Annotated in this window: 13 protein-coding genes; 8 read left to right on the forward strand and 5 right to left on the reverse strand. The window is 46.0% G+C overall.

Translation table 11 applies throughout. The annotated features are described in order from the left end of the window. Window positions 1–195: 195 nt before the first annotated feature. Entirely contained in the window at window positions 196–1,212 is a 1,017-nt protein-coding gene (gene tsaD, locus B7360_RS04125; protein ID WP_046874179.1) for a tRNA (adenosine(37)-N6)-threonylcarbamoyltransferase complex transferase subunit TsaD, read from the forward strand. Between the two features lie 175 nt (window positions 1,213–1,387). Beyond that, the gene (locus tag B7360_RS04130; protein ID WP_047009057.1) at window positions 1,388–2,203 is read left to right on the forward strand and encodes an alpha/beta fold hydrolase; all 816 of its coding nucleotides are present in this window, start codon (window positions 1,388–1,390) and stop codon (window positions 2,201–2,203) included. A 49-nt stretch (window positions 2,204–2,252) separates the two neighbouring features. Here the strand turns inward: B7360_RS04130 and plsY are convergent, their stop codons facing one another. Further along, on the reverse strand, window positions 2,253–2,849 hold the full coding sequence (plsY, locus tag B7360_RS04135; protein ID WP_085342788.1) for a glycerol-3-phosphate 1-O-acyltransferase PlsY: 597 nt from the start codon (window positions 2,847–2,849) through the stop codon (window positions 2,253–2,255). 250 nt (window positions 2,850–3,099) lie between these two features. Between plsY and folB the strand changes: the two genes are divergently transcribed. Genes folB through B7360_RS04150 form a run of 3 tightly spaced genes read left to right on the forward strand, consistent with a single transcriptional unit; the run spans window position 3,100 to window position 4,757 of the window. Further along, a complete protein-coding gene (gene folB, locus B7360_RS04140; protein WP_005395977.1) occupies window positions 3,100–3,459 on the forward strand; it encodes a bifunctional dihydroneopterin aldolase/7,8-dihydroneopterin epimerase in 360 nt (119 codons plus the stop codon). Next, entirely contained in the window at window positions 3,456–3,944 is a 489-nt protein-coding gene (gene folK / locus B7360_RS04145) for a 2-amino-4-hydroxy-6-hydroxymethyldihydropteridine diphosphokinase (RefSeq protein ID WP_012841141.1), read from the forward strand. The genes folB and folK overlap by 4 nt, the downstream gene beginning before the upstream one ends. A 9-nt stretch (window positions 3,945–3,953) precedes the next feature. Beyond that, window positions 3,954–4,757, forward strand: a complete 804-nt coding sequence (locus B7360_RS04150) for an undecaprenyl-diphosphate phosphatase (RefSeq protein WP_006743204.1) — start codon at window positions 3,954–3,956, stop codon at window positions 4,755–4,757. 228 nt (window positions 4,758–4,985) lie between these two features. Here B7360_RS04150 and B7360_RS04155 read toward each other — a convergent pair whose 3' ends face one another. Then, complete coding sequence (locus B7360_RS04155; RefSeq protein WP_085342789.1) at window positions 4,986–6,206, reverse strand: multifunctional CCA addition/repair protein; 1,221 nt, start codon at window positions 6,204–6,206, stop codon at window positions 4,986–4,988. A 138-nt stretch (window positions 6,207–6,344) separates the two neighbouring features. Here B7360_RS04155 and B7360_RS04160 point away from each other — a divergent pair, with 138 nt between their 5' ends. The 3 genes from B7360_RS04160 (at window position 6,345) to ggt (ending at window position 10,682) form a co-directional block, all read left to right on the forward strand. Beyond that, window positions 6,345–7,961, forward strand: a complete 1,617-nt coding sequence (locus B7360_RS04160) for an ExeA family protein (RefSeq protein ID WP_005395952.1) — start codon at window positions 6,345–6,347, stop codon at window positions 7,959–7,961. Beyond that, the gene (locus tag B7360_RS04165; protein WP_005395951.1) at window positions 7,961–8,644 is read left to right on the forward strand and encodes a general secretion pathway protein GspB; all 684 of its coding nucleotides are present in this window, start codon (window positions 7,961–7,963) and stop codon (window positions 8,642–8,644) included. The genes B7360_RS04160 and B7360_RS04165 overlap by 1 nt, the downstream gene beginning before the upstream one ends. 274 nt (window positions 8,645–8,918) lie before the next feature. Beyond that, window positions 8,919–10,682 (forward strand): gamma-glutamyltransferase, encoded by a 1,764-nt coding sequence (gene ggt, locus B7360_RS04170; RefSeq protein WP_371343599.1) that lies wholly within the window; start codon window positions 8,919–8,921, stop codon window positions 10,680–10,682. Here the strand turns inward: ggt and B7360_RS04175 are convergent. From B7360_RS04175 to B7360_RS04185, 3 genes are all read right to left on the reverse strand, one after another. Continuing rightward, on the reverse strand, window positions 10,662–11,273 hold the full coding sequence (locus tag B7360_RS04175; RefSeq protein ID WP_031780509.1) for a TIGR04211 family SH3 domain-containing protein: 612 nt from the start codon (window positions 11,271–11,273) through the stop codon (window positions 10,662–10,664). The two genes, ggt and B7360_RS04175, sit on opposite strands and share 21 nt — an antisense overlap. A gap of 178 nt (window positions 11,274–11,451) precedes the next feature. After that, entirely contained in the window at window positions 11,452–12,711 is a 1,260-nt protein-coding gene (locus B7360_RS04180; RefSeq protein ID WP_005395948.1) for an inorganic phosphate transporter, read from the reverse strand. Window positions 12,712–12,842: 131 nt separating this feature from the next. Further along, window positions 12,843–13,523: a TIGR00153 family protein gene (locus B7360_RS04185; RefSeq protein WP_031780508.1), complete on the reverse strand. Its 681-nt coding sequence runs from the start codon at window positions 13,521–13,523 to the stop codon at window positions 12,843–12,845. Window positions 13,524–13,544: the final 21 nt, after the last annotated feature.

Below are 13,544 nucleotides of genomic sequence, written 5' to 3' on the forward strand. Positions count from 1 at the left end.
GTATTCAACAGACCAAATCACAATTGTTTGGTCTCTTACCAGCTTGATCAAAAATGGTGCGGAATTTTAATCCGATCACAACTACTTTGTAAAGCCTTTTGTCGATTATTGTCTGTACAAAATTTGTTTGCAGCACCAAGGCGAGGTAATATGACGCCCAAATTTCCTCTATACAGAAAGCATACTGAGAAAACCATGCGCATTATCGGTATTGAAACCTCTTGTGACGAGACTGGCATCGCGATTTATGACGATGAAAAAGGTCTGCTGTCACACAAGCTTTACAGCCAAGTAAAACTGCACGCAGATTACGGTGGTGTGGTGCCTGAGTTGGCTTCACGTGACCATGTAAAGAAAACCATTCCTCTTATTAAAGAGGCACTAAAAGAAGCGAACTTAACTTCGAAAGACATTGATGGTGTCGCGTACACCGCGGGGCCGGGTCTCGTCGGTGCACTATTAGTGGGCGCTACTATTGGTCGCAGTATTGCTTATGCTTGGGGAGTGCCAGCGGTACCTGTTCATCATATGGAAGGTCACCTGTTGGCTCCAATGCTGGAAGATAACCCACCGCCATTCCCGTTTGTGGCAGTGTTGGTGTCGGGTGGTCACTCGATGATGGTCGAAGTGAGAGGCATCGGTGAGTACAAAATTTTGGGTGAGTCGATTGATGATGCGGCGGGCGAAGCGTTTGATAAAACAGCGAAGCTAATGGGGTTGGATTACCCAGGTGGCCCACTGTTGTCTAAACTAGCAGAAAAAGGCACGCCAGGTCGCTTTAAGTTCCCGCGCCCAATGACAGATCGCCCTGGCTTGGATATGAGTTTCTCTGGCCTGAAAACCTTTACAGCAAATACGATTGCTGCGAATGGCGATGACGAGCAAACTCGCGCAGACATCGCACTGGCATTTGAAGAAGCCGTGTGTGCAACATTGGCGATTAAATGTAAACGCGCGCTTGAGCAAACAGGCATGAAGCGTATTGTTATTGCTGGTGGTGTGAGTGCTAACCGTCGTTTACGTGCAGAGTTAGAGAAGCTAGCGAAGAAAGTTGGCGGCGAGGTTTACTACCCACGAACAGAGTTCTGTACGGATAATGGTGCGATGATCGCTTACGCTGGTATGCAGCGTTTGAAGAATGGCGAAGTGGCAGATATGTCAGTAGAGGCTCGCCCACGTTGGCCGATTGACCAACTGACGCCAGTCGCTTAATCAAACTTATGCGGTAGGTTTGAAATAGATTCACAACGATAAAGGTCTCTGCTCATCAGAGGCCTTTATTTTTAGCTATTCAATGAAAAGCTTCGTTTACACTCTGACTGATGCGAGCAGTTCGGTATCGTTTCAGTGATAGGATGATGCGGAAGAATAAGAAATGGATATAACAATGAATAAGTTTGAAATTGAAGGTCAGCAACTTGCTTACCTTGATAAAGGTGATGGTCCAGTATTACTGTTTGGTCACAGTTATTTATGGGATAGCCAAATGTGGGCGCCACAAATTGAAGTTTTAAGCCAGTCATATCGTTGTATTGTGCCAGATTTGTGGGCACATGGTGAGTCAGAAGCAGCCCCTACATCGACACAGTCATTAGTTGATTATGCACAACATATGTTGGCGTTGATGGATCATTTGGACATTGAAGAGTTTTCGGTGGTGGGCTTATCTGTTGGCGGCATGTGGGGAGCGGAGCTAACGGCTCAAGCGCCGCAACGTGTGAAATCACTGGTATTGATGGATACCTTCATTGGTTGGGAGCCAGAAGTTACGTATAAAAAGTACTTTGCAATGCTTGATACCATTAGCCAAGTCCAAGCGGTGCCTGCGCCAATTATTGAAGCTGTCGTGCCATTGTTTTTTGCTAATAACGCTGAGCAGGTGAATCCTGAGTTGGTCGCTGCATTCAAACGCAGTTTAGAAAGCCTGAGTGGTGAGCGTGCGGTTGAAGTGGCTCGCATTGGTCGCATGGTGTTTGGTCGCCGTGATGTTATTGAAGATTCGGAAAAATTCGCTCTGCCGACGTTAATTGCGGTGGGCTGTGAAGATAAGCCTCGCCCGGTTTTCGAATCGTATTTAATGAAAGACTGTATCACGGGCAGTGAGTTGGTAGAAATTCCGCAAGCGGGACACATCAGTTGTTTAGAACAGCCGGAGTTCGTCAACCAAATGTTGTTGAACTTCCTGAATCGAGTTCATGCATAACCAATGCATCCCTCTTTAAACGAAAAACTCGGCATTAAGCCGAGTTTTTTTATGTCAGTTTCTTCTCGGCGATTTTTGGCTCGTTGCCAGACAAAAGCCGCCGAATATTTTGATGATGCTTAAATACGATTAAGCAACACAGCATAGCAACAGGTAACGTGTATTGCGGTTTAAACATCCAAGTATAAAACGGAGTGACCAAAACCGTGACGAGAGCCGCTAAGGATGAATAGCGGAATAGCGCGGCTACTGACAGCCAAGTTAACATCACTAATCCTGTTAAGTCCAAACCAATCGGAGCGATAGCGCCAAGCGCGGTTGCAACACCTTTTCCGCCTTTAAAGTGGAAAAAGATGGGGTACATGTGCCCAAGACAGGCAGCAATGGCGATGACGCCAAGAATGATAGGGTCGATACCAAGAAAGTATCCGCCCCACACGGGGATGGTGCCTTTGAGCATATCGCACAACAAGACTGAAACAGCGGCTCCTCGTCCGCCAATACGCAATACGTTCGTTGCTCCAGGGTTGTTGGAGCCTACACTGCGTGGATCTGGCAGTTTTAAGAGTCGACAGATCAAAACCGCACTGGAAACCGAACCCAGTAAATAGGCGGCCATTGTCATTATCAGTGCCAGTGCGTCCATAGAAGTCCTTGATGGATTGGAATTTAATGCTCGGTTCCCGCGTAGTTGCTATCATACCTCGAATTCACATAATGCAGAAATCCTCACTGTGATAGAGCTTGCATTATGTGATTTCTTGTATATAAAGATGCTTTCGCAGTTTATACCTAAGTAACATTGTGATGACCCAAGTAAATGTTACTTAGGTATAGAATACTACGATCAAATTACCCCTCACGGGTATCCGACCTCTGTAATAGAAGGACATAAGATGGCTCTGGATAAAGTTTTTATTGAACAATTAGAAGTAATCACCACGATTGGCGTGTACGACTGGGAACAACAAATTAAACAAAAGTTGGTTCTGGATATCGAAATGGCGCACGACAACAAGCCTGCGGGTAAAAGCGATGATGTGCAAGATGCGTTGGATTACTCGCAAGTGAGTGAGGCGGTACTGAGCCATATTGAAAATGGTCGTTTTCTGTTGGTTGAACGTGTAGCCGAAGAAGTGGCAGAGCTTATCATGCAGCGTTTCTCTGTGCCTTGGGTGAAAATCCGTTTAGCAAAACCTGGTGCCGTGCCACAAGCTCGCGCTGTTGGTGTCGTGATTGAGCGAGGTCAAGCATGATCACCACCTATATCGGTGTTGGTACGAATGTAGAAAGAGAGCAACATGCGCTCGCTGCGTATCAGGAGCTTCTACAGCTTGGAGAAAGTCTCCTCGTATCGCCGGTATATGAATGTGAACCTATTGGCTTTAGCAGCCAGAACTTCTACAACTTTGTCGTTGCAATGCGTACCGAGTTGTCATTAGAAGAGTTGAGTCATCAGCTGCGTGAGATTGAATTTAAGTGGGGACGCGAAGAAAATGCGCAAAAGTATCAGGATCGAACACTGGATCTCGATATAGTGTTGTTCGGTGAATGTGTCTCCAAGAAAAAACCTGAGCTACCTCGCAGTGATATCTACAAATATCCTTTTGTCACAAAGCCTCTGTATGATCTCGAACCTCAATTAGTGATCCCAGGCGATGGACGCACAGTCGCAGATATTTGGCATGCAATGCAGCCAGTCGATTCACTCAAACCTGTTTCTTTTTCATTTTTAATTTGAGTTGTTTACATGAGTTATTTTGAAGCCTTTATTCTGGCTCTGATTCAGGGTCTGACAGAGTTTTTGCCTATTTCGAGCTCTGCCCATTTGATCCTGCCCTCCGCCATTTTGGGATGGGAAGACCAAGGTCTAGCTTTTGATGTTGCTGTTCACGTCGGTACATTAATGGCGGTAGTGATCTATTTTCGCCATGAAGTGATCACTCTGTTCCAGGCATTATTTGCTTCGATCTTTAAAGGAGATCGGAGTAAAGAAGCAAAACTTGCTTGGATGATCGTGATCGCCACGATTCCAGCTTGTGTGTTTGGCTTGTTGATGAAAGACATCATTGAAGTGTATCTACGTAGCGCTTATGTCATCGCGACCACAACGATCGTATTTGGTTTGTTGCTTTGGTGGGTAGACAAAAACGCTAAGTTGGTTGCGGATGAATACCAAACGGGTTGGAAGAAAGCCGTGTTTATCGGTATTGCTCAAGCCTTAGCGATGATTCCTGGAACGTCGCGTTCAGGGGCGACCATTACGGCTGCACTTTACCTTGGCTTTACTCGAGAAGCGGCTGCGCGCTTTTCATTTTTAATGTCGATCCCCATCATTACATTGGCTGGTAGCTACTTGGGCATGAAGCTAGTGACCAGTGGTGAACCTGTCCATATTGGTTTCTTGCTGACTGGTATCATCACATCGTTTATCAGTGCGTACATCTGTATCCACTTCTTCTTAAAGATGATTTCACGCATGGGCATGACACCGTTTGTGATTTACCGTCTGATTCTAGGTTTCGGCTTGTTTGCGTTCTTGCTTAGCGCCTGATAACGCGACGGATTGGCAGCTTGCTTAACCGCAAGCTGCATACCTAAACCACAACGTCATTCTGAACAGCGACGAAGGAGCGAGATTCAGAATCTTCTCTCCGAGTTTCTTGTGGCGTTGGTCACTTCTAAAACTTCCCTGCGTGCTGATATTAGATTCCTAGTCTCGCTAAGGCCCGCTGGAATGACCTGGCATGAATACAATTCGGTTAATTAATCTGAGCTCAGATCACTTATTCAAAGCGACTCTTACCGCTTCAATCCGTCTCTTTTCTTGTTCATCACGTATTGCCGGGCCTTTAAATCCATCCTTAATGATGCTCTGAACATCTACGGCGGCTGCGGCTTGATAAGCGCGGGTAAAAATCTCAGCTTGAGGATAAGGCTTCTCTTCTAACCCTTTTCGACCTGCATGGTCAGCCTGACAGCATATTAAAATATCTTCTAAGCGCTCAGCTTTGCGCCACACATCGAATTTGTTGAGTATTTTTATGATGGTTTGCGGCTTTAACTCGGCTGCGCGATGGATATTGGAGTGCTGTTCGCACACCATCAAGGCTAAATCACGAAACTCATTCGGCACCCGGACACGCTCGCACAGCTTTTTGATCAGTTTTAATCCTGTATGACAATGCATTTTGTGGCTTGGCCATTCGCTCTCTGGTGTCACCCCTTTGCCCAAATCATGCACTTGGGCGGCAAATCTGACGGGGAGTGAGTCACTCAATCTTGCGGCTTGCTCTGCCACCATCAAAGTGTGGATGCCCGTATCGATTTCTGGATGCCATTTTTCTGGTTGAGGTACGCCAAATAGTGCATCAATTTCAGGTAGAACAACGGTCAATGCACCACAATCTCTTAGAACCGATAAGAAAATATCAGGGCGAGGGGTGGAGAGGGATTTATGCCATTCTTGCCAAACACGCTCGGGAGTCAGTGTGCTCAGCTCTCCAGATTCTGCCATGTGGCGCATTAACTGCATGGTTTCGTCGGCAACCGTAAAGTCTAGATCAGCCAGCTTGGCAGCAAAGCGAGCGACACGTAAAACGCGTAGAGGATCTTCGACAAAGGCGTCTGAGACATGGCGTAGTAGTTTATTATTGAGATCTTGCTGGCCGCCGTAAGGATCATGGAGCTTACCTGCATCATCCATTGCCATTGCATTAATGGTTAAATCACGACGAATTAAATCTTCTTCTAAGGTTACGTTTTGATCAAAGAAACACTCAAAGCCAGTATAACCAGACCCTGACTTTCTTTCTGTTCGCGCAAGTGCATGTTCTTCTTTACTTTTTGGGTGCAAAAATACAGGAAAGTCTTTACCAACGGCGGTGTACCCTTGGGACAGCATCATCTCGGGAGTCGCACCTACGACCACCCAGTCGTTGTCATAACTATCAATTCCGAGCAATTTATCTCGAACTGCGCCACCTACTAAATAAACTTGCACGAATTACCTCTTAATTTATTGATATGCCGTTGGACATTGTAGCAAGCAATGGTACTTTTCTTTACTCCCGAGAGTAGATGCAGCTATGTTTATATTATATCTGACTATTCCCTGGTGGTTTTTTAGCTGGAGAGCCTAATGTATAAGGACTTTTTTGGGTTTGTAGAACAACCATTTTCGATTGTTCCAAACTCGCGTTATTTGTATTTAAGCCAACGTCATAAAGAGGCAATCACACATCTCCAAGCCGGGCTAGGCGATGGCGGTGGTTTTGCTATGCTTACTGGCGAAGTGGGTACAGGCAAAACGACCGTCGCAAAAGCGATGCTGGCGAATTTAGGTGATAACACCAAAGCGGGTCTGATCCTAAATCCCACGTTTTCGAGTCGAGACTTGCTCGAAGCTATTTGCGATGAATTCAAAATTACTTACCCGCCAGATGCAAACCTCAAACAGCTAAACCAAGTGATTCACAAATACTTGCTGCGTAATTATCGCTCAGGCTGGCAGACATTGCTGGTCATTGATGAGGCTCAACACCTTGCTGCCGACGTTTTAGAGCAGTTACGTTTGTTGACCAACTTGGAAACCGATACCAGAAAACTGCTCAAAGTGTTGTTGGTCGGACAGCCTGAATTACAGCGGTTATTACAAACAACGCAACTACGCCAGCTCGCTCAGCGGATTACTGGGCGTTATCACTTGTTGCCGTTGGATGAAAAAGAGACAGAAGATTACATCGCGTTTCGATTACATACGGCAGGTGGTGACCAACAACTGTTTAATCGTGCTTCTTGTAAACTCATTGCCAAATACAGTCACGGCATCCCGCGCTTGATTAATCTTATCTGTGATAAATCTCTCAACATCAGTTATCACCAAGGTAATGTGGTGGTGGATAAGCAAACCGTTCAGCAGGCCTGTGAAGAGGTGATGCAGTTTCAGGCAGATATTTATCAGCAAGATAAAAAAGAGCGCCGTACTTTCCGCTGGCCGGCTTGGGGCTCTGTCACGGTGGGTCTTATTGCGGCATTAGGTACGGGGTGGGCGGTCGTGAATTATATGCCAGCTCAAGCAACGTCAGTGTTGGCGCAAGTGACCGCACCAAGAGAGGAGCCAACGCCAATAGTCGTCAACCAACAATTGACAGATGATCAGCGTGACTTATTGTTAGCACAAAAACAGTCGAATCTCGCCGTGAATGATTTGTATCGTTTGTGGGGTTATCAAGCATCGGTTCGCGACAATCTTTGTTTATCAGAACCCCAATCGACCATGCGTTGTGAGCGTAAAATGGCGACCTGGCCGCTGCTGATGCAACAAAATCGCCCTGTAATTTTGGAGTTGAATTATCAAGGTGATGTTGGGTATGTCATTTTGTACGCCGTCGGCAATGACAAAGTCGAAGTGCTCAATGGCAAGCAGCGTCTGCGTCTGCCTATTTCGTGGCTAAAGCCGATGTGGCAAGGCAATATCATTGAACTGTGGCAAGCGCCGTTGAAAGAGACATTACGTTTAGACATGGAAGGTCCTGCGATCGAAGTATTAGACCGACTATTAGCAGAAGCGGTAAGTGAGCCACTGCTTGAAACGTCTATTTTTGATGGTGCGATGAAAGAGCGCGTTGAGTTATTCCAACGTTGGCAAGGTATTGGGGTCGACGGCATTGCAGGTAAGCGGACGCTAGATCGTCTTCAACAAAACGTGCAGCCAGATGCGCCTCAACTGGCACGAATCGAGAAGGAGGACGCATAATGTCAGCCATGAAACATATTGGTTTGTTCTTGTTGCCGATCACCGTTGCTGCAATCGGAGTTGCTTGGTATTTAGATCTCCTTACGCCTCATGCTGAAGCTAGTACTTCCGCCCCTAAGGCTAAGATGGAAGCGGAACAACCGTTCAAAGCATTGGACTATCCTGAAACTACTCAGTTGGCGCAATTGCCAAGAGAGTGGCCAAGTGCAGAGCTGTCTCGTGATTTTGGTACGTTTGCAACATCTGATGAATACGTGAGTAATACAGCAAACAAAGACGAGATAGAAACATCTGTATCAACTCAAGGCACTTCAGTAGTTGAAGAGGACCTAGGTTTGTCTCTGGATGATCTTGACTTGTCCTCATTATCTCCTGATTTGGCGCGAAAGGTCGAAAATGCGTTATCCCGAGATGATGCGCCTTCACCACAAACGGTGCGCGTGAACGATTTAGAGCGCAACGCTCACCAATGGCAAGGGCGTTTACCTGCGCTCAATTTGCAAACTCACATGTACGCCAGTGATGAAAATCGCCGCTGGGTGAAAATTAACAATGTTGAATATCATCAAGGAGACGTTGTTGATGGGCAGGTCACATTAAGAGAAATACAACCGCAAGCGGTGATTGTCGAGTTCCAAGGTGAGCAAATTCGTATACCAGCGTTGTATGAGTGGAAAGGGTAACTGTTATAGCAACACATCAAGCCAGCGAAATCATATCGCTGGCTTTTTTATTTTTCAGAACACCTTTTGCATCTATTCTGGTGATGATTTTTAGATACTCAAACAAGCAAAATATAGCTTTTCTAAGTCGTTTAAATAGCACCAATATCGTTCAACTATTGATAGCGCGATTCCAGTCAGCGTTGTGTAAAAAAGCGCCATATTCACGAACTTCGTCATCACGACTTGGTCCACGTTAGACCCCATGAAATAACAGGAGTCTACACAGAGACACATGCGTATTCTGATTTTTTCTTTAAGTGTTGTTGCGTCGTTAAGTTACGCAGCAAAGCCGACCCCTTTCCCTATAACACCAGATAATAACGGACAAGATTTTATGGTCAGCGCGACCAACCCTTACGTGAGCAGCACTGGTTATTCAATATTGAAAGAGGGCGGGAACGCCATTGATGCCATGGTCGCGATGCAGATGGTGATGTCTGTAGTTGAGCCAGATATGACGGGAATTGGCGGCGGTACTTTCGCGCTGTTTTATCAACATGACAAGCAGAAGTTTTTAGCCCTTGATGGGCGAGATGAAGCGCCGTCTAGCGCTCACCCTGAGATGTTTATTGAAAATGGGAAAGCACTCAGCCGCGATGAAATTTTGGGGCCTCGCTCCGTTGCAGTGCCGGGCACCTTGCGTCTACTTTATTCCACTCATGAGCAATACGGCAAATTACCATGGTCTGAGTTGGTTCAACCTGCGATTAAGCTCGCGCGTGATGGGTACGCGATGAATAGCTATACCTATGATATCGTCGTGCGAGAGCAAACGCGTTTGGCTCGCGACCCAGAAATTAAAGCCTTGTATTGGCAAGATGATGAAGTGAAGCCAACAGGGACGTTAATGAAGAACCCGAAAATGGCTGAGACGCTGAGGAAGATCTCGCAACAAGGCGATAGTTACCTTTATGGTGGTGAGCTTGGTCAGCATATCGTAGAGACGGTCAATAGTCGTATTGGCGACCAACACGAGAAGTTGTCTTTAGAAGATTTTAAACATTACCAAGTGAAGCTGCGTGACATCATCGAGAGCGACTATCGTGGGAATAAAATCGTCTCTTTTGGTTACCCAGCTTCTGGCGGTGTGATGGTCGCTCAGAGTCTTGAACTGCTTGTACCCTATGACATTGCCCATATGGCGAAAACGGATGTAGAGCCTTGGCGTTTAATGACCGAGGCGATGCGCTTAGCAAAAGCCGATCGTATTGCGTATGCCGGAGATCCGGATTATGTGGAAGCGCCAGTTGAACAGTTGTTGTCTAAAGCCTATCTAGATCAGAGACGTGATTTAATCCCTGATAATGGCACCTCGAAAGAGAATCCAAAAGCCGGACAGATAACGCAAACTCAGTATGCGCAATATCAAGGCTTCGAGAGCAAAGATACAGGGCACATTTCTATCGTTGATAGGGAAGGTAATGCGATTGCTATGACCAGCACCGTTGGCACGGGAATGGGATCTGGTGTCATGGTTGATGGCGTTATCTTGAATGCACAAATGGCAAACTTTTCACCTCAACCAACGCTTAACGGTAAGCCTACTCAAAACTCAATTGAAGCGGGCAAGCGTCCACGTTCGGCTATTACGCCATTAATGGTGATGGACAGTGATGATAATTTGCGTTTGGTGGTTGGGTCACCAGGTAGTTCACAAATCCCGGGGTATGTACTCAAAACCGTGGTTGGGGTGCTGGATTGGAAGTTATCAGCGCAAGAGGCCATTGACCTACCAAATATCCAGTATGGCACCAAGATAGATCGCACTAAGCCGTATGACCCAACAGGCTTGCTGGTGGAAAAGAAAACCTTCGCAGAAATCTTGGTGCCGGAGTTTATGGCGCAACGGATCGTCGTCGAGCGTCTAGTTCAATGGGGGAGTAGTGCAGATTTCCGTAAAACTAAGCAAACAAAAAAGCCAGTCGAATATCGACTGGCTTTTGCATTCTTTTTTATAGATAAAAGGGCGAAGGACTTATGCCCAACCCGCAGGTGAACGTTTTCTACGAGGCATGACATGCGGAAGAATCAAACCAAATAGCAAACCTAAACCTGCAACACCGCCGCCATAAGTGAAGTACTTAAGCAGCATGTCATCTTTTTGTGTATCCAGTTTAGCGCGCAGCTCGCGGTTTTCTGTTTCAACAGAAGTAAGCTGATCGCTGATCTCAGAGTATTTATTCTCAAGATCGGAAATTTGTTGGTTACGCGTTTCTAGAGAGGTAACAAGACCGGCTTTCTCTGCATCAGATGTTTTACGAGCGTTAGCAAGCTGCTCTTTCACTTCTGCTAGCTCTTTCTCAATGCGAGGAAGGCGAATCGCCATGCTTTCTTGGTTTGTCACAAACTTGCTTTGTACCCAACCAGTACGACCGCGGTCATCACGAACTTGCGTATAGCCAGTATCTCGGTTGGTTTTAATCAGTTGTACTTTAGAACCGGCATTAACACTACCAATAATACGGTAGGTGTTATTTGGACCTGAGTGCATAAAAGTGAAGAGGTCATCAGAAATATAACGGTCTGCTGCTAGGGCCGCTGGCGCTGCTAGCAAAGTAAACAAAACCGTGATGATTAGTTTTTTCACAGTAAATCCCTTAACGATTTTTCTTGGAGACAGCGTTGGCACCGAATGATTGGAGCCGGAAATAGACGAATAGTATGCAGTTTCAAACTTCGGTGCAACAAAGAAGGGAGGCAAAGCCTCCCTTTCTGTGCGTTTGAGTCAATAATGACAAAGCGCTTACATTCTATTGACGAGTGTCTTAAGCGAACATCGCTTGAAGTCCGTAGAAGAATACAACGGCCAATAGTGCACCTGCTGGTAGTGTAACGATCCATGATGCCACGATGTTACGAACCACGCCCAGGTTTAGTGCCGCGATACCACGAGCAAAGCCAACACCGAGAACCGCACCAACCAATGTTTGAGTGGTTGAGATTGGCAGACCAGTACCAGAAGCTAGAACAACAGTACAAGCGGTTGCTAGCTGAGCTGCAAAACCACGGCTAGGAGTTAGCTCAGTGATACCTGTACCAACGGTTGCCATTACTTTGTGACCCAGTGTCGCAAGACCGACCACGATACCAATACCACCAAGAGGTAGAATCCACCAAGCGATGGTGCTTTTCGTGCTGATTTCGCCCATATGTTCAACAGTCGATACTACAGCAGACAGTGGACCAATGGCGTTTGCAACGTCGTTTGAACCGTGTGCAAATGCCATTGCACAAGCGGTGATAACCATCAGAACGCTGAAGATACCTTCCACGCCAGAAAAGCTGCGGTCTTCTTCGCGATTAGCGAATTTTTTCTGGATGTATACGTAGCCGCCAACCATCACGAGTGCTGAAACTGCTGCTGCCCACATCCAAGCTTCGCCATTGGTTAGGTGAAGACCAACGTGTTTTAGACCTTTTTTGATAGTTACAAGTGCAATCACCATTGTTGTGATGAACATGTAAACAGGAACAAAACGTTTGGCGTTGAATAACGGGTTCTCAGTATCAAAAATCAGACGTTGTGCGCTGACAAAGATAACGTAAGCAAAGAAACCTGAAATCACTGGTGTAATAATCCAGCTACCAACAATGCCTTGAACGCTGCCCCAGTCAACCGCTTCAGTACCTACTGATACGCATGCAAAACCAATGATTGCACCGATGATTGAGTGAGTCGTAGATACTGGCCAGCCCATGTAAGAGGCAAGAAGTAACCATGTACCCGCAGCCAAAAGAGCAGACATCATACCGTAGACAAGAACGTCAGGTTGACTAGCAAATAAAGAAGTTTCGATTACACCTTTACGGATAGTGTCGGTTACTTCACCGCCTGCAAGGTAAGCACCTGCAAATTCGAAGATCATCGCAATGATGATAGCTTGTTTTACGGTTAGCGCTTTTGAACCTACTGATGTACCCATCGCATTAGCAACGTCGTTCGCGCCAATACCAATCGCCATCATGAAACCAAAAATCGCTGCAACAATAATCAGGACAGTGCCGTAGTTCGCAAGGATATCCATCGTAATACCTAGTTGTTTTATAACAAGCGGAACAAAATTTTACGCGCGCCAAACCATAAGACGATGAAAATAGTCATCGTCCCTATGACACGTGTTTATTATGCTCTTCGTTATGTCGTTAACTTTATGTTTTAAGATCGAGATAGCATGACTTCCAAACGAGCACCTACGCGCTGCGCTTGGTCGGCAATACCACCTACCCATTCAAGAATCTTGTACAAGAACATGACATCGATAGGGTTCATGTCAGACTCAATCGCCATCAACTGTTGACGAAGTTCAATCTGCATAGCATCGGTATCATCTTCGATGACATCTAATTGATGAATCATTTCAGCGACGAGCGTCACTTCACGACCTTTGAAGCCGGTTTCTAGCAATTCATCAAGTTCATTGATTACCTTTTGCGCCTGATCGGCCGCATCAAGACAACGTTGAACGTAAGCGAGGAAGTTTGGTTGGAGAGCCTCAGGAATGACAAGTTGACGACCATATACACGGCCAGCAATGTCTTTTGCCAGGTTTGCAAGTTTGTCCTGCTGAGTCAGAAGCTCAAGCATGTCAGTACGGTCTACTGGCATGAACAAACCGCGAGGCAGTTTTAGACGGATTTCACGTTTCAGCACGTCCGCTTCTTTCTCTAGGTGAGAAATTTGTGCACGGATTTCAGATGCTTTTTCCCAGTCACCCTTTGAAGATACTTCAAAGAATTTCACCAAGTGTGAACAACATTCGTTGACACACACAACGTGGCGTTGCAAAGGCTTAATTGGGGACTTTGCAAATAACCCCATAATTGTATTTACTGGCATGGTCATTCAACCTAATAACTA

The sequence above is a fragment of the Vibrio sp. ArtGut-C1 genome, from assembly GCF_002105475.1.
Classification (GTDB): domain Bacteria; phylum Pseudomonadota; class Gammaproteobacteria; order Enterobacterales; family Vibrionaceae; genus Vibrio; species Vibrio diabolicus.

Excerpts from the sequence above, each read along its gene's own strand:
- B7360_RS04130 (WP_047009057.1), top strand. The coding sequence starts at position 1,388 with ATGAATAAGTTTGAAATTGAAGGTCAGCAACTTGCTTACCTTGATAAA.
- B7360_RS04180 (WP_005395948.1), bottom strand. The coding sequence starts at position 12,711 with ATGGATATCCTTGCGAACTACGGCACTGTCCTGATTATTGTTGCAGCG.
- folK (WP_012841141.1), top strand. The coding sequence starts at position 3,456 with ATGATCACCACCTATATCGGTGTTGGTACGAATGTAGAAAGAGAGCAA.
- plsY (WP_085342788.1), bottom strand. The coding sequence starts at position 2,849 with ATGGACGCACTGGCACTGATAATGACAATGGCCGCCTATTTACTGGGT.
- folB (WP_005395977.1), top strand. The coding sequence starts at position 3,100 with ATGGCTCTGGATAAAGTTTTTATTGAACAATTAGAAGTAATCACCACG.
- tsaD (WP_046874179.1), top strand. The coding sequence starts at position 196 with ATGCGCATTATCGGTATTGAAACCTCTTGTGACGAGACTGGCATCGCG.
- ggt (WP_371343599.1), top strand. The coding sequence starts at position 8,919 with ATGCGTATTCTGATTTTTTCTTTAAGTGTTGTTGCGTCGTTAAGTTAC.
- B7360_RS04160 (WP_005395952.1), top strand. The coding sequence starts at position 6,345 with ATGTATAAGGACTTTTTTGGGTTTGTAGAACAACCATTTTCGATTGTT.
- B7360_RS04165 (WP_005395951.1), top strand. The coding sequence starts at position 7,961 with ATGTCAGCCATGAAACATATTGGTTTGTTCTTGTTGCCGATCACCGTT.
- B7360_RS04185 (WP_031780508.1), bottom strand. The coding sequence starts at position 13,523 with ATGCCAGTAAATACAATTATGGGGTTATTTGCAAAGTCCCCAATTAAG.
- B7360_RS04150 (WP_006743204.1), top strand. The coding sequence starts at position 3,954 with ATGAGTTATTTTGAAGCCTTTATTCTGGCTCTGATTCAGGGTCTGACA.